Here is an 18,272-nt window from a genome sequence, read left to right as displayed (position 1 = left end):
GAGTTGAAACAAACGACACATGAAGTAGAGACGGCGGTCGATGAGAAGGCAATTTTGGTGAGTCTGATCACAAACGACCGGAGAATGACGGCGGAAGCGGCAAAGCATTCGCTGAACGAGCTCGTCAATCTGGCGGAGACGGCCGGGCTGACGGTGCTGGGCGTCATGACGCAAAACCGGGAAACCGCCGATTCCAAATGGTTTATCGGAAAGGGAAAAGCCCAGGAATTGAAGGACATGGTAATCGAAAGCGGAGCCAATACGGTCATTTTCGACCAGGAGCTTTCCGGGGCGCAGGTCCGGAATCTGGAAGAAACACTGGATGCCAAAATTATCGACCGCACCCAGCTTATCCTGGACATTTTCGCCCAGCGGGCCAAAACCCGGGAGGGCATTCTGCAGGTGGAATTGGCGCAATTAAGCTATCTGCTGCCCCGATTGTCCGGACAGGGCAAAAACCTGTCCCGGCTCGGCGGCGGCATCGGCACCCGAGGGCCCGGGGAAACCAAGCTGGAAACCGATCGCCGGCATATCCGCGAGCGCATTTCCGACTTGAAGCGCCAGCTGAAGGAAGTGGTGCGTCACCGCACCCTGCACCGGGAACGCCGCAAGCGGACGGGCGTATTTCAGGCGGCTCTTGTCGGGTACACTAACGCCGGCAAATCGACGCTCCTGAAACGGCTGACAAACGCGGATGTATACGTGGAAAACAAGCTGTTCGCAACGCTTGATCCGACTTCGCGAAGCATGACGCTTCCGAGCGGCAAGGAGATCGTCCTGACCGACACGGTCGGATTCATCCAAAACCTGCCCCATGACCTGGTGGCGGCGTTTCGCGCCACGCTGGAGGAAGCCAACGAGGCGGATTTGATTCTCCATGTCGTCGACAGCTCTTCGGAAATGCGCGACGAGCAAATGCGCGTGGTGGGCGAGGTGCTGAAGGAACTGGGAGCCGAAGGGAAGGATACCCTGACTGTCTTCAACAAGATCGATAGGATTCCGGCCGGAGAGCAGGAGCTGCTGACGGCGCCCGGCGGCGAATCGCTGCGGATTTCGGCATACTCCGACGAAGATCTGGAGAAGCTGTGCGCGCGGCTCTCGGACAAGCTGGCGGGAGCCGTCCGCTCATACCGCATCCCGGCCGACAAAGGCGATCTGCTTGCGCTCGCGTACCGGGTCGGCACCGTCCTGGACAGCGTTTTGGAGGATGATGTGATGCTGCTCAAGCTTCGCCCGAACCTGGCGGATTTTGAAAAGTTTGGTTCACCGCTCGCGCCTTTTGAACAAAATGCCGGTGTATCCGCCGCCGCGGAGCTGCTTGCCGAAGAAAACGCGCAAGACGGGGTTTGACAACCCGGGCCGAAAGGGTATGATGAAAGAGCACGAAAGCGTTAAACCTTGGCATCGGACAAAAGGGCTCTTCGGGGCCCTTTTATGGCGCGCTGTTTTTCTTGCGTTTGGTCCGTACGGGGTTCTTTTCGTGCGTTCATTCGCAACCTTTGATTGCTTCGGACAGGAGAGATAGCCCAGCATGCGCGTTTCGGAAGAAATTTACCGTCTTGCCGGGGAAGCGGAGCAGTTGGCCGCCCCCAAATTGAACGATATCGACCGGATGATCGACCGGAATCAATGGAAGGTCATCGAGGCTTTTCAAAACCGGAAGGTCAGCGATTACCACTTTGCCGATTCGACCGGCTATGCTTATAACGACCGGGGACGGGAAACGCTGGACCTGGTGTACGCGGATATTTTCGGCGCAGAGGCGGCGCTCGTGCGTCCCCATTTCGCGTCCGGCACGCATACGATAGGAACGGCTCTGTACGGCGTTCTGCGGCCCGGCGACAAGCTGCTTTACATCACAGGTCGGCCTTATGACACGTTGCACAACATCATCGGCAAGGAAAAGGACGGCACCGGCTCGCTGGCCGATTTTGGGATTGGCTACGGCGAGGTTGCCTTGACGCCGGAGGGAACGCCGGACTGGGAGGGAATCGCCGCCGCCATTGACGGAAATACGAAGGTGGTCGGCATCCAGCGTTCGCGCGGCTACGACTGGCGGCCGTCGTTTACGGTTGAACAGATCGGCGAAATGGTCCGTTTCGTAAAAGAGCGCAAGCCGGATGCCATCATTTTTGTCGATAACTGCTATGGCGAATTTACCGAGGACCGGGAGCCGACGCAGGTTGGCGCCGATCTGATCGCCGGCTCGCTGATCAAAAATCCGGGCGGCGGCCTGGCGCCGGCGGGCGGATACATTGCCGGCCGGGCGGAGCTGGTCGAGAAAGCGGCCTACCGGCTGACGGCGCCCGGCATCGGGGGAGAGGTCGGGGCGATGCTCGGCACCACGCGGAGCCTTTTCCAAGGCTTGTTTCTCGCGCCCCATTTGGTGGGCCAGGCGCTGAAAGGCAGCGTTTTTGCCGCCGCCGTGTTCGAAAAGCTCGGGTTTGCCACCCATCCCCGCTGGATGGACCCGCGCGCCGATCTGATCCAGGCGATCCGGTTCAGCGAAGCCGGCCACCTGGTGGCGTTTGTGCAGGGCATCCAGAAAGCATCCGCCGTCGATGCCCATGTGGTACCCGAACCATGGGATATGCCCGGCTATGACGATCCGGTGATCATGGCGGCCGGGACCTTTATTCAAGGCGGGAGCCTTGAGCTGTCGGCGGACGCCCCGATCCGATCCCCGTTTACGGCTTATATGCAAGGCGGGCTGACGTATTCCCATGCCAAGCTGGGCGTTTTGCTGGCGCTTGAGAACATGAAGGAACGCGGCTTGCTCCTGCTTTGAGAAGAAACCTGTCCGGTTCAAGAAAAATCTTTCCTTAAGGTTCTGTAATTAAACCTAACACACATTGACACTTTTTCGTGAACAATGGTAAGATGGGAGGGAACCGTGGAAAATCAGTCACAGGAGTGATTGGCGTGAACAATGACGAGATACGCAGGAACATGGCGCTGTTTCCGATCGGCATAGTCATGAAGCTGACGGATTTGACGGCGCGGCAGATCCGCTATTACGAGCAGCACGAGCTGGTGAAGCCCGCACGCACGGGCGGCAATCAGCGGCTGTACTCCTTTATTGACGTGGAGCGGCTGCTGGAAATCAAGAACTTGATCGAGAAGGGCGTCAATATCGCCGGAATCAAGCAGGTTCTGTCTCCGATCGTCCAAAACTCCGAAGAAGCCACCGTAATTACGGTCGAGACGGAACAGAAGCGCAAGGAGCTGTCCGATTCGCAGCTTCACAAGATGCTGAAGCAGCAGCTGTTTACCGAGAAAAGACCGGGACGGGTATCCCTTATTCAAGGGGAGCTGTCGAGGTTTTTTCACCAGTAACCGTTAGGGCGACAAACTTGAGGAGGAGTAGAGTTCGTGAATAACAACGACTACACCAAGGCAGATATTCTTCGCATTGCCGAAGAAGAAAACGTACGTTTCATCCGGCTGCAGTTTACCGACCTGCTGGGCACGATCAAAAACGTGGAGATTCCCGTCAGCCAGCTGGAAAAAGCGCTCGACAACAAAATGATGTTCGACGGTTCTTCCATCGAAGGATATGTCCGCATCGAAGAATCCGACATGTACTTGTATCCGGACCTGTCCACCTGGGTTATCTTCCCTTGGGTGACGCAAAACCGCATCGCCCGTCTGATCTGCGACGTGTACCTGCCGGACGGCTCGCCGTTCCCGGGAGACCCGCGCGGCATTCTGAAGCGCGCGCTGCGCGAAGCCGAGGAAATGGGCTTCACCACCATGAACGTCGGTCCCGAGCCGGAATTTTTCCTGTTTAAAACCGATGAGAAGGGCAACCCGACTACCGAGCTGAACGACCAGGGCGGGTATTTCGACCTGGCGCCGACCGACCTCGGGGAGAACTGCCGGCGTGAAATCGTACTTACGCTGGAAGAAATGGGCTTCGAAATCGAAGCGTCCCATCACGAAGTCGCGCCCGGCCAGCATGAGATCGACTTCAAATACACCGACGCGGTATCCGCGGCCGATGCGATTCAAACCTTCAAGCTCGTTGTCAAAACAATCGCCCGCCAGCACGGACTGCATGCTTCCTTTATGCCGAAGCCGCTGTTCGGCGTCAACGGCTCCGGGATGCACTGTCACCTTTCGCTGTTTAACGGCGACGAGAACACGTTCTACGACGAAAGCGACAAGCTGGGCCTCAGCTCCAACGCCCGTTATTTTATGGCCGGTATCCTGAAGCATGCGCGTTCTTTTGCGGCCATTACGAACCCGACCGTCAACTCCTACAAGCGGCTCGTGCCGGGATACGAAGCGCCTTGCTATGTAGCCTGGTCGGGCAGCAACCGCAGCCCGATGATCCGCATTCCGGCATCGCGCGGCCTCAGCACCCGCGTCGAAGTCCGCAACCCGGACCCGGCGGCCAACCCTTATCTGGCGCTGTCGGTTATGCTGAAAGCGGGACTGGACGGAATCAAGAACAAGCTTCAGCTTCCGCCTCCGGTCGACCGCAACATCTACGTGATGACCGAGGAAGAGCGTGTGGAGCAGGGCATTCCGAGCCTGCCGTCCGACCTCAAGGAAGCGCTGAACGAGCTTCTGCGCAACGACGTCATTTTCGAAGCGATGGGCGAGCACGCCCTGGCTTATTTCTTTGAGCTGAAAGAAATTGAATGGGACATGTACCGTACTCAGGTCCACGCCTGGGAACGCGATCATTACCTGAGCCTGTATTGATTCGAGAAATCCCTTGGTGCATAAGCGCCGGGGGATTTTTTTGTTTTGAAACTATCCCATTAAGCGGGAAGCTTTTATGGTATGATCATAGGAAAATGCCCGAGATGAGGAGAGTTCCGTGGCGTCCATTTTCAAGCACGAAGCAGGTCAAAAAGAATACGAGTTTTGCTATGAGAAAAGTTTGGCTCTGTTTGAAACGGGTTTTCGTTCCCTTGCGATCCCGACAACGTTTGGAGAGACGCATGTCCTTTGCTTTGGGGACACCGATAAGAAACCGCTGCTGCTGCTTCATGGGATGACAATGAGCAGTACGATGTGGTATCCCAACGTGAACCGGCTGATGCAGGAACGCTGTGTGTATGCGGTTGATGTAATGGGCGATTTTGGCAAGAGCAAGCCTTTGATGGCTATAAAAAGCAGGAAGGAAGCCGGGCAGTGGGTTCTTGAGGTTTTGAATGCTCTGGAATTGAACAGGGCGGACCTGGCCGGCCACTCCATGGGCGGCTTTTTGGCTTTGAATTTTGCGCTTGCTTATCCGGACCGGTTGTCCAAGTTAATGTTATATGCCCCTGCCGGAACCTTTCATAAAATAAGCTTCAAGTTCTTCGCCAAAATTTATCCAGCCTTGTTGTTTCATACGGAGCATTGGATCGACAAAGCATTTGCCTGGTTCTCCGGCACGGGAGAGCCCCTGCATCCAGTATTTCGCGCTCAGGTCATTTCGGGTTATCGCCATGCCAAACCGCTTTTGCAGGTCATGCCTTCCGTATTTTCCGAGGAGGAATTCAACGGCTTTCAAGTGCCTACCCTGCTCCTTATCGGGGAAAAAGAGGTCATCTACCCCGCAAAAGAGGCGACCGCCAACGCCAAACGCATGATTCCCCATTTGGAGACCCACTTGATTGCAGGTGCGAGCCATTCCCTGACCATGGAACACGCGGACATTGTGAATGAACTTTCCCTGCGTTTTCTGAGGAAAGAAGCTTAGAGACAGGTTAGCCCTTTAACGCGGAGGAAAAATCAAAACGCCCCGAACGTTGTGCTTCCGCACTTCGTCCGGGGCGTTTTTTTGCTGTTTCGCTTCATGCCTTAAATGTTTTGCGCGTACTGCTCGCTCGGCGTGTTGATCAAAGTTACAAACAGGCTGGACCGCTCCTCCGGAGAACCGGCATAGGCAAAATCGTCGTCGCCCGGAATTTGCAGCACGTCGCCTTGCTTGACTTCCGCTTCTTTTCCCGCCGCCGTCACGACGCCGCTGCCTTCCAGCACCGTAATGTACACCGTCGCGCCGGGGTGTTTGTGCATCGGAAGCGCCTGGCCGGCATCGAAATTCAGCACAAACACGACATGGGCCGCTTCTTTAAACACAATGCGCTTCGTAAAGCGGCCTTCCTGATAGTCTTGAAATTCGGCGATCGTTTTTTTCTCCATTTTCACTCTCTCCTTGTGATAAATTTCTCTTATTAAAACAAGCAGTTACTTGAAGTGAACAACAGTACCATCCGATTTTGCTTGTGTTGTGGGTGTCTGGTGCGATATTCCTGCTTTTATTGTAAGCCATTCCTAAGAACAAAATGTGATTTCAGTCACAAGTTTAAACTTCTCTTTCCGTTAGGGTTGAATTAGCTAAGAAAACAATGAGGAATCAAACCCATAAAGGAGTGTGGAGCATGAGCGAGCTGATTAACAACCGCGAGCAAGCCCCGCTGATGGACGCCGAACGACGGCGTATGCTGAAGGAAATTATCAAGGAGCTGCACAGCGGCAAAACCGTGGAGGAAGTGAAAGCGCGTTTCGATCACGCAATCGGCGATATCTCGGTTTCCGAAATTTCCTCTTTGGAGCAGGCGATCATGGAGGAGGACGGCATACCGGTCGAGGAAGTGCAGCGCCTGTGCAGCGTGCACGCAGCCGTCTTTAAGGGCTCTATACAAGACATTCACCGGAGCGCCAAGCCGGAAGAGCAGCCAGGGCATCCCGTGCATACGATCAAGCTGGAGAACCGCGAAGTGGACCGGCTGGTCAATTTTAAAATTTCGCTCCACCTGGACCAGTTCCGCCGGGACGACAGCGAGCCGAACCGTCTGAAGCTGCTGGAGGATTTCAGTCTGCTGTACGATCTTGATAAGCACTACAGCCGGAAAGAGAATCTGCTGTTTCCGTATCTGGAGAAATACGGCATTTACGGGCCGACCAAAGTGATGTGGGGCGTCGACGACGGCATTCGAATCGGCATCAAAGAAGTAATCGCCAAGCTGAGAGATTACGAGGGAAATCCCGAAGCGCTGGCGGGATTGATTGAACGGGTGCTGAAGGAAGTTACCGAGATGATTTTCAAGGAAGAGAACATTTTGCTGCCGATGGCTCTGGAAAAGCTGACGGAAGACGAATGGGTGAAGATCGCGAAGGAAAGCGACGAGATCGGCTACTGCCTCACCGCCCCCGAGCGGGAATGGATTCCCGAGCGGGCGCCGGAGCCGGAAGCGGAACCGGACGGTGAAAGCGAGCTGCCCGCCGCCGACGGCCTGATCCGGATGGCAACCGGTATTCTGACCCTGAAGCAGCTGGAAACGATGATGAATCATCTTCCGGTAGACCTGACGTTTATCGACGAGCAGGATGTCGTGCGCTACTTCTCGCACGGGAAGGAACGCATCTTCGCCCGCACCAAAGCCGTCATCGGCCGGACCGTGCAGAACTGCCACCCGCCGCAAAGCGTGCATATTGTCAACAAGCTGCTGGAGGACTTTAAAGCCGGGGTGAAGGATGAGGAAAGCTTCTGGATTCCGTTCCGGGACAAATTCGTGTACATCCGCTATTTCGCCGTCCGGGACGAGGACGGCCGTTACCTGGGCACCTTGGAATTTACGCAAAACATCGAGCCGATCCAGAAGCTGACGGGGCAAAAGCGCATCATGTCCTGATTCGGTCCAAGGACGCGGTTCACAAGAAGAGCGTCCGTATAGCGGGCGCTCTGTCTGTTATGACCGTGTTTTTCCGCTCCTGGCGGGCGAATTCGTTGCGCTTCTGAGGAGCCGATTGATCGTTTCGCGGCGAAGCCCGATGATTTGACCGATTTCGCTCTGCGTCAATATGTCCGTGAGCGTAGCCGGACGGATGTAGGTCTCGAACCAGGCTTGAAGCTGCTCCAGCCGCGCGGCCGGCGAGACCTCCGTCAGCTGGTCGATGCGCTGCTGCATCATTCGCAGCTTTTCCTGAAGCTGCATGGCGATAGTCCGGTAGCGCTCCGGATTTTGCTCCAGCTCCCGGTACCACTCCGATCGCGGAAGGACTTCGATTTCGCATGTCATCAGCGCAACGGCTGTGCCGTAATAAGGATTCGGGCTGATCAGCGAGTGGTGGGGGATAATTTCGTTCGGCACAATGACGTTAACCAGAAACTGCGAGCCGTCTTCATGCACGCGGACAATTTTCAGCATTCCGCTTTTCAGGTGGTACAGGGGGCCGGTTTCCCCCTGACGAAACAGGGTATCGCCTTTATGAATAATCATGAAGCTACCTCCGCTGCAAAAATTCCAAAGCTTCTTATCGTTTGCACGTCATTTTTATGTAAGGAATCTTCTTTCATTATTAACGCATTCCTTGTGAGTTGTCCACGAAGAGCCGAAAAGATCTTATCGCTTGTGATTGGAATCACACAGTTAAAAACCGAAAAAAGGTATAATGCCAAGACAGTCAAATTCACCTTTAAGGAGCACTGCATATGACATCCGATAAAAGAAAGCTGGTCGTCATCGGAAACGGGATGGCAGGGATCCAGACCATTGAACAGGTTTTAAAATTGACGACGGAATATGAAATCACCGTAATTGGTGACGAACCTCACCCGAATTATAACCGTATCATGCTTTCTTATGTTTTGGAAGGCAGCAAAAATTTGGACGATATCGTATTAAACCAGTGGGACTGGTATAAAGAAAACGGCATTACGCTCCACACCGGACAGCGAGTGGAGCGGATCGACGCGGAAACCAAGACTGTCCGCACCGACGGAGGGCTGTCCATTCCTTACGATCTGGCCCTTCTCGCAACCGGCTCGCAATCGTTTATTCTTCCGGTCCCCGGTCATGATCTGGACGGCGTTATCGGCTTCCGCAGCATTGCGGATTGCACGGCCATGCTGGAAGCGGCCAAAACCTATAAGACGGCCGCCGTTATCGGCGGCGGGCTGCTCGGCCTGGAAGCCGCCAAAGGCTTGGTCAACCTGGGAATGGACGTCACCGTCGTCCACTTGATGGAAGATCTGATGGAGCGCCAGCTCGACCCGGAAGCCTCCGCCATGTTGAAGGAAGAGCTGGAACGGCAGGGCATCAAATTTGCGATGGGCAAGCAAACCGCAGAGCTTTACGGCGACCAACGGGTACAAGGCCTTCGGTTTGCCGACGGCGGGGAGCTTCCGGCCGAGCTGGTCGTGATGGCGGTCGGGATCAAGCCCAACGTTCAGGTGGCCGTGCAAAGCGGGATTGAAGCCAAGCGCGGCATTCTGGTCGACGATCTTATGCGGACCTCGCTGGAGGACGTCTATGCCGTCGGAGAATGCGTCGAGCACCGCGGCGTTTGTTACGGACTGGTCGCTCCTTTGTTCGAGCAGGGTACCGTATTGGCCAAACATTTGGCCGGCGCGGAAACCGAAGGCTACCAAGGCTCGATTGTGTCAACGAAGCTAAAGATTTCGGGCGTGGATGTGTTCTCCGCAGGCGAGTTTTTGACCGCTCCCGAGCATACGGTCATCGCGGCGAAGGACCAGTGGAAACGGACCTACAAGAAAATATTGCTTCGCGATAACAAAATTGTCGGTACCGTTCTTTTCGGCGATGTGACGGATTCCGCCGTCCTGCAAAAATACGTGCGCCAGGGCGTCGAGATGACGGACGAGATTTACGGCCAACTGATGGGAAGCGGCTGCAAGCATGAAGGAAAAGGCGCTTCGGTCGAAGCCATGGCGGACGATGAAATCGTCTGCGGCTGCAACGGGGTAACGAAGAAAACGATCGTCGATGTCATCCAAAACCAGGGCCTCACCACCGTAGACGAAATCAAGGCCTGCACCGGCGCGACGCGCTCCTGCGGAGGCTGCAAGCCGGTAGTCGAACAGATTTTGCAGTATGTTCTCGGCGACGGCTTCAGCGCTGCCGCAAAGCAGGGCATCTGCGACTGCACGACCCTGAACCGGGACGAAGTGGTTGAAGGGATTCGCGGCCAAGGCTTCAGGACGATCCGCGAAGCCATGCGCGGCCTCGGCTGGAAAAACGAAGAGGGCTGCTCCAAATGCCGTCCGGCGCTGAACTATTATCTGACCATGCTCTATCCCGACACGTATGTGGACGAAAAGGAATCCCGTTTCGTCAACGAACGCCTGAACGCCAACATTCAGAAGGACGGCACGTATACCGTCGTTCCCCGGATGTACGGCGGGGTTACAACGCCGGAGGATTTGAAGAAAATTGCCGACGTATCCTTGAAATACAACATCAAAGTGGTTAAGGTAACAGGAGGACAGCGCCTCGACCTGGTCGGCGTCCGCAAGGAGGATCTGCCGAAGGTGTGGGAGGAGCTGGATATGCCTTCCGGCTATGCCTATGCCAAATCGCTGCGCACGGTGAAAACATGCGTCGGCGCGCCTTTGTGCCGGTTCGGTACGGTGGACTCCATGGCCATGGGCGAGCTGCTGGAACGCAAGTTTGAACGGCTGGACTTCCCGGCGAAGTTCAAAATGGCGGTTAACGCCTGCCCGCGGAACTGTGCGGAATCGTGCACCAAAGACATCGGAATCGTCGGCAACGACGGCGGCTGGGAAATCTTTGTCGGCGGCAACGGGGGCATCAAGCCCCGATTGGCCGATTCCTTGTGCAAGGTGAAGACGGACGGTGAACTGGTGGACGTAGTGGCAGCCGTCATGCAGCATTACCGGGAGACCGGCAAGTATCTGGAGCGGACCTCGGAATGGGTGGAACGGATCGGTCTGGACGCGATCAAGCAGGCGGTCGTGGAAGACACCGACAACCGCGCAGCCCTGAAAGCGCGCATTGAGTTCGCGCTGCAGAAAGTAGAGGACCCGTGGAAAAAGGTACTGGCCGACGATAAAGCCCGGTCGGCATATTTTGAAGTGGTTCAACCGCAGCTTTGAGGATTCCGGTCCGGCAGGCCGGGTAATCATAGAAGGGAGTGCTTCAGGCTCATGACGCAGCAGGCAAACGGCATTTTCATCGGCAAAAGCGAGGCGTTTCCGTCCCGGATCGGGAGAACGGTGCAGGTGGAGGACCGGGTTTTGGCGGTTTTCCGCACCTCCGACAAGGAGCTGTTCGCCATCGACAATGCCAGTCCGCATCCGAAAGGCGGCACCTTGACGGAAGCCATTGTTTCCGGCCGGTACATTTATGATCCGCTTTACGATTGGAAAATCGATTTGGCCACAGGTCTTGTTCAAGCGCCCGATCAGGGGCAAGTGCAGACCTATGTGGTGAAGGAAGAAAACGGGGAAGTAAAGCTTTTCCTGTAGGATCGGGAACGGGAGGAGGAGCAAAGCATGAAGATCACGCTGAACGAGCTGACGGAGAACCGGTTAAGGGAGCATCTGGGCGGCGGAAAAGGCTGCTTCAAGCTGTATTACGACACCGAAGATTGCGGCTGCAATGGCGTGCTCGTGCTCCAGCTGCTGGATGCTCCGAATAGCACCGACATCAAGGTGCAGGACGATCCTTTTCTCTTCTACGTGGACCGGCAGCAGCAAGGGCAGTTTGACGAAACGATGCGGCTGGAGGCGGAGGAGCGATACCCCTCCTTCAAGGTCAGCAGCGAAGGCTCGCTGTTCAGCGCCAATGTCCGGGTCAAGGACCTGAGGGAAGCGCGCTGACAGAGACGGTTGAAAACCAAAGGAACAAAGCAAAACCCTCGCGCCGGATGGACGCGAGGGTTTTGCTATGCCGTACCCGGAATGGATTAATGAATATCCCGGAATACGCCGACAACCTTGCCGAGAATGGATACGTTGGGAAGAATAATGGGGGCCATCGTATCGTTCTGCGGCTGCAGCCGGATGTGGTCCCGTTCCTTATAGAAGGTTTTAACCGTTGCTTCATCGTCTTCCGTCATGGCAACGACAATGTCGCCGTTGTTGGCGGTTTGCTGCTGGCGAACGATCACATAGTCGCCGCTGTGGATGCCGGCGTTGATCATGCTGTCGCCTTCGACCGTCAGCATAAAGACGGTATGGTCCCCGACATAATGAGAGGGGAGAGGGAAATAGTCTTCGATATTCTCGGTTGCAGTAATGGGCATGCCGGCCGTCACTTTGCCGATCAGCGGAACGCGGGATACGGCAAAGGAGAACACCGTTTCGGTCTCTTCTCCGCCGCCAAGCAGCTCGATGGCCCGGGGTTTGGTCGGGTCGCGGCGAATCAGGCCTTTCTTTTCCAGGCGGTCCAGGTGACCGTGTACCGTGGAGCTGGAAGCGAGACCGACGGCTTCCCCAATCTCCCGGACGGAAGGCGGATATCCCTTTACCCGGACTTCGTTGCGGATAAATTCAAGAATGGCCTGCTGGCGGCCGGATAATTTCGTCAATTGAATCACTCCATCATAGGAAATGTAAGCAAATTATAACATAGAACCGGAGTTCGTACAAACATAAGTTCGAGTCCGTTCGCACAAGAACAAACATTTGTTCGCTTTTTCTGTTGACATGAACGTATGTTCGCTTTATAGTAAAAGCAGAACAAATGTTTGGGAGGGCTTGATATGAATTCGGTCATCGTTTATTGGGGCAATAATCGGACGAGTAGTTTACATAATGAAAATACCGGTAAACAAAAGATGAATATGCCGGCTGCCAAGCCGGATTTTTCCCGCCGCTTGACCGCTGGACCCAAGTATAAACTGATGGCTGTAGTTTTCGCTATGCTCGTAGCGGTGACCTTTTTCTCCGGCTTTTTGCTTAAAGCTTATGCGGTAGGAGTAGATTCTGCCAAGGGGACGAACACAGGTTCGGACTCCTCTGTTGCGATAAACCTGGAAGAGAAAGCATCCGTAAAGCTGATCGATGTCGGACCCGGGGATACGCTGTGGAGCATTGCGAGAGAACACCGCAACGGCGTGGGAATGTCTCGCTATATCGATCAATTGATGAGCTGCAATGATCTGGAAAGCCCGCAGCTTCAAGTGGGTCAAATTCTTGCCTTGCCCCCGTCCAATTAAGTCCATTTCAACAGGCTATTCACATACAGGAGCACCGGTTTTGCCGTCATCCGCCGGATGGCCCGAAAGCCGTGTGCTTCTTTGCATTTGCGTCCCATTCATTCGGCCGGATTGCCTTGACAACCTTTCGGGCGAATGGCAAAGTAGAAGGGATAACGCAACACGGGAGGCTGAAACATGAACATGGATGAAACGGTTGCCCGGATCAACGAGCTTGCCCGCAAGGCCAAGTCGACCGGTCTGACCGACGAGGAGCTGGAGGAACGCAACGAGCTCCGCAAAGTATACATTGAAGCGTTCAAGCGGTCCTTGAAATATCAGCTGGAATCCATCAAATTCGTAGAGGATGAAGAAAACAATGTCCCGTAAATGGGAGCGCATGGTTGAGAAGAACCAGAAAGACATCAACAAGAAACGCAAGAAGGACGGGCTTGCTCCTTTGGGAACCGTCACCAAGGAAAATCAAATCACCTATAAAGGGCGCTACTGGATTCTTCCCATCTTTCTGATTTTCATGACCGTCGTCAATCTCTGGCTGACCTATTCCGCCGGAAACATGACGCAAAGCGCCTGGATCTGGTTTGCGGTTTACGTCGCTTTGGCGCTCCTGCTGCTCGTGATCAACCGGCCGACGCTGTCAGTCGGCAGGAACTCGCTGACCGCCCGCCGGTTCACCGGGTTTCAAACGGCATACGCCCACGAGATTGAGGAGATCCGGCTGATGAAAAGCGGCCTCGTCATCCAGATGAAGGTGAAGCGCAAAGCCTGGACCTTTACGAAGTTTATTCACCGGTTCCCGGTGGCGGAGGTTTCGAACGCGCTGCGCGAGTTCGCCGTCCGGAACGATATCAAACTGAACGAAATGTAAGGATAATTCGGAAAGTCGGGGGATTAGGATGGCCATCAAAGCGGTTTTATTCGATTTGGATGACACGCTGCTGTGGGATGAGCGGAGCGTAAAGGAAGCTTTCGAAGCCACCTGCCGGTATGCCGCCGAATGCCGGCCGGAGCTTGACCCGGACCGGCTGGAGGAAGAGGTCCGCCGGGAAGCGAGGACGTTGTACGAGTCCTTCGAGACGTTTGCGTTTACCAAAATGATTGGCATCAATCCCTTTGAAGCGCTCTGGGCCAACTTTTCCGGCGGCGAGCTGGAAAGCTTCCGCAAGCTGGAGTCGCTGGCTCCCGGCTACCGCAAGGAAGCCTGGACAAGAGGGCTTGCGGCCGCCGGAGTCGAAGACGCCGGTCTGGGCGCCGAGCTTGCGGAGCGTTTTCCCCGGGAGCGCCGTTCCCGACCGCTTGCGTACGAAGAAACCTTCGAAGTACTGGACGAGCTGAAAGCATCGTACAAGCTGCTGCTGCTGACCAATGGCGCGCCGGACCTTCAGCAGGAGAAGCTTGCCGGCTTTCCCGAGCTGGCGGCTTATTTTGATCATATCATCATTTCCGGCGAGTTTGGCGAAGGCAAACCGGCCATGACGATCTTCCGCCGCGCCGCCGAGCTTTTGGGCATTGATTCGTCCGAAGGCATAATGGTCGGCGACAAATTGACGACGGATATTCTCGGTTCCGGCAGCATCGGCATGCGCAACGTCTGGATCAACGCGCACGGCGTGACGCGGACCGACGAAATCGTGCCCACTTACGAAATCACCCGGCTCCGGGAACTGCTCGGGGTACTAAGCAAGATCAAGGAAGAAGCGGAATAAACGGTTCCGTTTGAACGAAGCACAAGGCAAATCCTCCGGACCGCCTGGGGAATTTGCCTTTCTTTGTGTTTTGCTTCAAAAGAAGAGAGAGTTCTTTTTTTCGTGTGTCAATTCTGCTACACTTAGGGTTAATTTATGCCGACGCTAGCGCGTTAACGCCGGAAAGGAAGTATCAAACCGTGAACAAACCGTCATTGGAGCAGCAAATGCAGCAGAAAATCCTGATTTTGGACGGCGCGATGGGCACCATGATCCAGCGCGAAAATCTGAACGCAGCCGATTTTGGCGGCGAAGAGCTGGAAGGCTGCAATGAAATGCTGGTCTTGACGCGTCCGGATGTGATTTCCAGAATCCATGAGCAGTACCTGGAGGCTGGAGCGGATATTATTGAAACGAATACGTTCGGCGCTACAAGCGTGGTGCTGGCTGAGTACGGCATCCAGGACCGGGCCGACGAAATCAACCGGGCCGCGGCCAAGCTGGCGGTGGAAGCGGCAAACCGGTTTACGACGCCGGAGTGGCCGCGCTACGTGGCGGGAGCCCTCGGGCCGACCACCAAAACGCTTTCCGTTACCGGCGGCGTAACCTTTGACGAATTGGAAGAAAGCTATTACGTGGAAGCCGTGGCACTCATCGAATCGGGCGTCGACGTGTTTCTCATTGAAACCTCCCAGGATACACTAAATGTAAAAGCGGCCGGCATCGCCGTCCGGCGGGCGATGGACGATACCGGGAAGCAGCTGCCGATCATGCTGTCCGGCACCATCGAGCCGATGGGCACGACGCTGGCCGGTCAGTCCATCGAGGCGTTTGCCGTTTCGCTGGAGCACCTTCATCCGATCTCCGTCGGCCTCAACTGTGCGACCGGACCGGAATTTATGCGCGACCACATTCGTACGTTGTCGCAGCTAACCGATGCGGCGGTAAGCTGCTACCCGAACGCCGGGCTTCCCGACGAAGACGGGCATTATCACGAGTCGCCCGATTCTCTTGCGAAAAAGCTGGCGGGTTTTGCCGAGCAGGGCTGGCTGAATGTGGCCGGCGGCTGCTGCGGAACGACGCCGGACCACATCCGCGCGCTCGCCGAGACGATGGCCAGCTATCGGCCTCGTCCGCGGAGCGGAGCCCATTTGCCGGCCGTATCCGGCATCGAGACGGTTTATATTGAACCGGAAGGCCGTCCTTACCTGGTCGGCGAACGGACGAACGTGCTCGGCTCGCGGAAGTTTAAACGAATGATTGCGGAAGGAAAATATGAGGAAGCGTCCGAAATTGCCCGCAGCCAGGTCAAAAAAGGCGCCCATGTCATCGATGTCTGCCTCCAGGACCCCGACCGCGACGAAGCGTCCGATATGGAGACGTTCCTCAAGCTGGTTGTCAAAAAGGTAAAAGTGCCGCTTATGATCGACACCACCGATCCGAAGGTACTGGAAATGGCGATGACCTATTCCCAAGGGAAGGCGATCATCAACTCAATCAACCTGGAGGATGGAGAGGAGAAGTTTGCCCGGGTCACGCCGCTGATCCACAAATTCGGCGCAGCCGTTGTGGTGGGCACCATTGACGAACGCGGTCAGGCCATTACGGCGGTGGGTAAGCTGGAGGTCGCGCTGCGGTCGCATGATCTCCTCGTAACGAAATACGGCTTGAAATCCGAGGACATTATTTTCGACCCCCTGGTATTCCCGGTGGGCACGGGCGACCAGCAGTACATCGGCTCCGCCGGCGAGACCATCGAAGGCATCCGGCTGATCAAGGAAAAGCTGCCGCGCTGCCAGACCATCCTGGGCTTGAGCAACGTTTCCTTCGGCCTTCCGGAAGCGGGCCGTGAGGTGCTGAACGCCGTTTACCTGTACCACTGCACCAAAGCGGGACTCGACTATGCCATCGTCAATACCGAAAAGCTGGAGCGGTATGCTTCCATACCGGAAGAAGAACGGACGCTGGCCGAAAAGCTCATCTTTGAAACCAATGACGAGACGCTGGCGGAATTTGTGGCCTTTTTCCGCACCAAGAAGGTCGTCGTCAAAGAAAAAACAAACAACCTCAGCCTGGAGGAGCGGCTTGCCTCTTACGTTGTGGAAGGCAGCAAGGAAGGGCTGATTCCCGATCTGGAGGAAGCAAGGAGCAAATACTCTCCTCTCGAGATCATCAACGGCCCGCTAATGAAGGGCATGGAAGAGGTCGGCCGCCTGTTCAACAACAACGAGCTGATCGTAGCGGAGGTATTGCAAAGCGCCGAGGTCATGAAGGCGTCCGTCGCGTACCTGGAGCCGTTTATGGAAAAGACCGAGAGTGCGGTCAAAGGAAAAATTCTGCTGGCCACGGTCAAGGGCGACGTGCATGACATCGGGAAAAACCTGGTGGAAATCATTCTGTCCAATAACGGGTATCAAATCATTAACCTGGGCATCAAGGTGCCGCCGGAGCAGATGATTGAAGCCTTCCACCGGGAGAAGCCGGACGCCATCGGCCTGTCCGGACTGCTCGTCAAATCGGCGCAGCAAATGGTTATCACGGCGCAGGACCTGCGCGGAGCCGGGATCGACGTACCGATTCTGGTAGGCGGCGCTGCCTTGACCCGCAAATTTACCCGCACCCGGATTCAGCCGGAATACGAGGGTCTGGTGCTTTATGCAAAAGACGCCATGGACGGCCTCGACATCGCCAACAAGCTGAGCGACCCCGAAAAGCGCGGCAAACTGATCGAAGAGCTGCGGGAACTGAAGGCGTCTCATGTTCAGGAAGCCGGCAACAAAAACCTGGAGGGCGTCAAGCTGACGCGCGCCGTGAACACGACCATCGACCGTCAGGCGCCCGTCTTTCCGGCTCCGGATACGGAACGGCACGTGCTGAAGAATTACCCGATCGACTACTTGCTCCCGTACGTCAACCTGGAAATGCTGCTCGGGCATCACCTCGGGCTGCGCGGTTCGGCGGAAAAGCAGCTGAAGGAAGGCGCCGCCAAAGCGGTAGAGCTCAAAGAAACCGTGGATGCCATCTTCGCCCAGGCACAAAAGGAAGGCGTGATCCAGGCGAACGGCATGTACCGCTTTTTCCCGGCGCAATCGGACGGCAACGATATCCTTGTATACGATCCGGCCGACCCTTCCAAGGTTCTGGAGCGGTTTTCGTTCCCTCGCCAGGAGGCCGAACCTTATCTCTGCCTGTCTGACTTCTTGAAGCCGGTGGATAGCGGCATTATGGATTATGTAGGGTTTCTGGTCGTAACGGCCGGAAAAGGCATCCGGGAGCTGGCCGAGCGCTACAAAGAGAACGGAGACTATTTGAAGTCGCACGCCGTGCAAGCCTGCGCGCTGGAGCTTGCGGAGGCGTTCGCCGAGCGGGTGCACCATATCATGCGCGACGTATGGGGATTCCCCGATCCGGCGGAAATGACCATGAAGCAGCGCCACGGAGCCCGTTACCAGGGCATCCGCGTCTCGTTCGGTTATCCGGCCTGCCCGAATCTGGAGGATCAGGAGCCGCTGTTCCGGCTGATGAAGCCCGAGGACATCGGGGTGCAGCTGACGGAAGGCTTTATGATGGAACCCGAGGCTTCGGTGTCCGCCATGGTATTTGCGCATCCGCAGGCCAAGTATTTCAACGTGGAAAAAGCTTGATTTGACGCCGATTGGAGAG

General features: G+C 55.8%; 17 protein-coding genes. 14 read left to right on the top strand and 3 right to left on the bottom strand.

What is annotated here, in order from left to right; translation table 11 throughout:
* Window positions 1-3: 3 nt before the first annotated feature.
* The 5 genes from hflX to AC6I6H_RS05595 all read left to right on the top strand — a co-directional run bounded on the left by hflX (window position 4) and on the right by AC6I6H_RS05595 (window position 5,698).
* Entirely contained in the window at window positions 4-1,350 is a 1,347-nt protein-coding gene (hflX, locus tag AC6I6H_RS05615; RefSeq protein WP_497952577.1) for a GTPase HflX, read from the top strand.
* 181 nt (window positions 1,351-1,531) lie between these two features.
* Window positions 1,532-2,788, top strand: coding sequence for a methionine gamma-lyase family protein (locus AC6I6H_RS05610; protein ID WP_497952575.1), 1,257 nt, complete (start codon window positions 1,532-1,534; stop codon window positions 2,786-2,788).
* A 161-nt stretch (window positions 2,789-2,949) separates the two neighbouring features.
* The gene (locus AC6I6H_RS05605) at window positions 2,950-3,336 is read left to right on the top strand and encodes a MerR family transcriptional regulator (protein WP_497952623.1); all 387 of its coding nucleotides are present in this window, start codon (window positions 2,950-2,952) and stop codon (window positions 3,334-3,336) included.
* Window positions 3,337-3,372: 36 nt separating this feature from the next.
* A complete protein-coding gene (glnA, locus tag AC6I6H_RS05600) occupies window positions 3,373-4,710 on the top strand; it encodes a type I glutamate--ammonia ligase (protein ID WP_497952573.1) in 1,338 nt (445 codons plus the stop codon).
* 118 nt (window positions 4,711-4,828) lie between these two features.
* A complete protein-coding gene (locus tag AC6I6H_RS05595) occupies window positions 4,829-5,698 on the top strand; it encodes an alpha/beta fold hydrolase (protein WP_497952571.1) in 870 nt (289 codons plus the stop codon).
* Between the two features lie 101 nt (window positions 5,699-5,799).
* Here the strand turns inward: AC6I6H_RS05595 and AC6I6H_RS05590 are convergent, their stop codons facing one another.
* On the bottom strand, window positions 5,800-6,141 hold the full coding sequence (locus AC6I6H_RS05590) for a cupin domain-containing protein (RefSeq protein WP_497952569.1): 342 nt from the start codon (window positions 6,139-6,141) through the stop codon (window positions 5,800-5,802).
* Between the two features lie 239 nt (window positions 6,142-6,380).
* Here AC6I6H_RS05590 and AC6I6H_RS05585 point away from each other — a divergent pair, with 239 nt between their 5' ends.
* Window positions 6,381-7,634, top strand: coding sequence for a DUF438 domain-containing protein (locus tag AC6I6H_RS05585; protein ID WP_497952567.1), 1,254 nt, complete (start codon window positions 6,381-6,383; stop codon window positions 7,632-7,634).
* Window positions 7,635-7,691: 57 nt separating this feature from the next.
* Here AC6I6H_RS05585 and AC6I6H_RS05580 read toward each other — a convergent pair whose 3' ends face one another.
* Window positions 7,692-8,222: a Crp/Fnr family transcriptional regulator gene (locus AC6I6H_RS05580; RefSeq protein ID WP_497952561.1), complete on the bottom strand. Its 531-nt coding sequence runs from the start codon at window positions 8,220-8,222 to the stop codon at window positions 7,692-7,694.
* A 212-nt stretch (window positions 8,223-8,434) separates the two neighbouring features.
* Between AC6I6H_RS05580 and nirB the strand changes: the two genes are divergently transcribed.
* Genes nirB through AC6I6H_RS05565 form a run of 3 tightly spaced genes read left to right on the top strand, consistent with a single transcriptional unit; the run spans window position 8,435 to window position 11,584 of the window.
* Complete coding sequence (nirB, locus tag AC6I6H_RS05575) at window positions 8,435-10,858, top strand: nitrite reductase large subunit NirB (protein ID WP_497952559.1); 2,424 nt, start codon at window positions 8,435-8,437, stop codon at window positions 10,856-10,858.
* Window positions 10,859-10,909: 51 nt separating this feature from the next.
* On the top strand, window positions 10,910-11,230 hold the full coding sequence (nirD, locus tag AC6I6H_RS05570) for a nitrite reductase small subunit NirD (protein WP_497952552.1): 321 nt from the start codon (window positions 10,910-10,912) through the stop codon (window positions 11,228-11,230).
* 27 nt (window positions 11,231-11,257) lie between these two features.
* Window positions 11,258-11,584 (top strand): iron-sulfur cluster biosynthesis family protein, encoded by a 327-nt coding sequence (locus AC6I6H_RS05565; protein WP_497952548.1) that lies wholly within the window; start codon window positions 11,258-11,260, stop codon window positions 11,582-11,584.
* A gap of 86 nt (window positions 11,585-11,670) precedes the next feature.
* Here the strand turns inward: AC6I6H_RS05565 and lexA are convergent, their stop codons facing one another.
* Entirely contained in the window at window positions 11,671-12,294 is a 624-nt protein-coding gene (gene lexA, locus AC6I6H_RS05560; RefSeq protein ID WP_497952545.1) for a transcriptional repressor LexA, read from the bottom strand.
* A gap of 174 nt (window positions 12,295-12,468) precedes the next feature.
* On the opposite strand from lexA, the gene AC6I6H_RS05555 reads away from it, so the two are divergent.
* The 5 genes from AC6I6H_RS05555 to metH all read left to right on the top strand — a co-directional run bounded on the left by AC6I6H_RS05555 (window position 12,469) and on the right by metH (window position 18,253).
* Window positions 12,469-12,924, top strand: coding sequence for a LysM peptidoglycan-binding domain-containing protein (locus AC6I6H_RS05555; RefSeq protein ID WP_497952542.1), 456 nt, complete (start codon window positions 12,469-12,471; stop codon window positions 12,922-12,924).
* 177 nt (window positions 12,925-13,101) lie between these two features.
* Complete coding sequence (locus AC6I6H_RS05550; protein ID WP_497952537.1) at window positions 13,102-13,293, top strand: DUF896 domain-containing protein; 192 nt, start codon at window positions 13,102-13,104, stop codon at window positions 13,291-13,293.
* Window positions 13,283-13,792 carry a hypothetical protein gene (locus AC6I6H_RS05545; RefSeq protein ID WP_497952535.1) on the top strand — a complete coding sequence of 170 codons (510 nt, stop codon included), beginning with the start codon at window positions 13,283-13,285 and terminating at the stop codon, window positions 13,790-13,792. Before AC6I6H_RS05550 ends, AC6I6H_RS05545 begins: the two co-directional genes overlap by 11 nt.
* 28 nt (window positions 13,793-13,820) lie before the next feature.
* Entirely contained in the window at window positions 13,821-14,630 is an 810-nt protein-coding gene (locus AC6I6H_RS05540; protein ID WP_497952533.1) for an HAD family hydrolase, read from the top strand.
* A gap of 206 nt (window positions 14,631-14,836) precedes the next feature.
* Window positions 14,837-18,253 (top strand): methionine synthase, encoded by a 3,417-nt coding sequence (gene metH / locus AC6I6H_RS05535; protein ID WP_497952618.1) that lies wholly within the window; start codon window positions 14,837-14,839, stop codon window positions 18,251-18,253.
* The last annotated feature ends 19 nt before the right edge of the window (window positions 18,254-18,272 follow it).

It is taken from the genome of Gorillibacterium sp. sgz306347, from assembly GCF_059735245.1.
The sequence above is the reverse complement of the archived record's forward strand: the minus strand, read 5'-3'. Positions and strand labels throughout refer to the sequence as shown.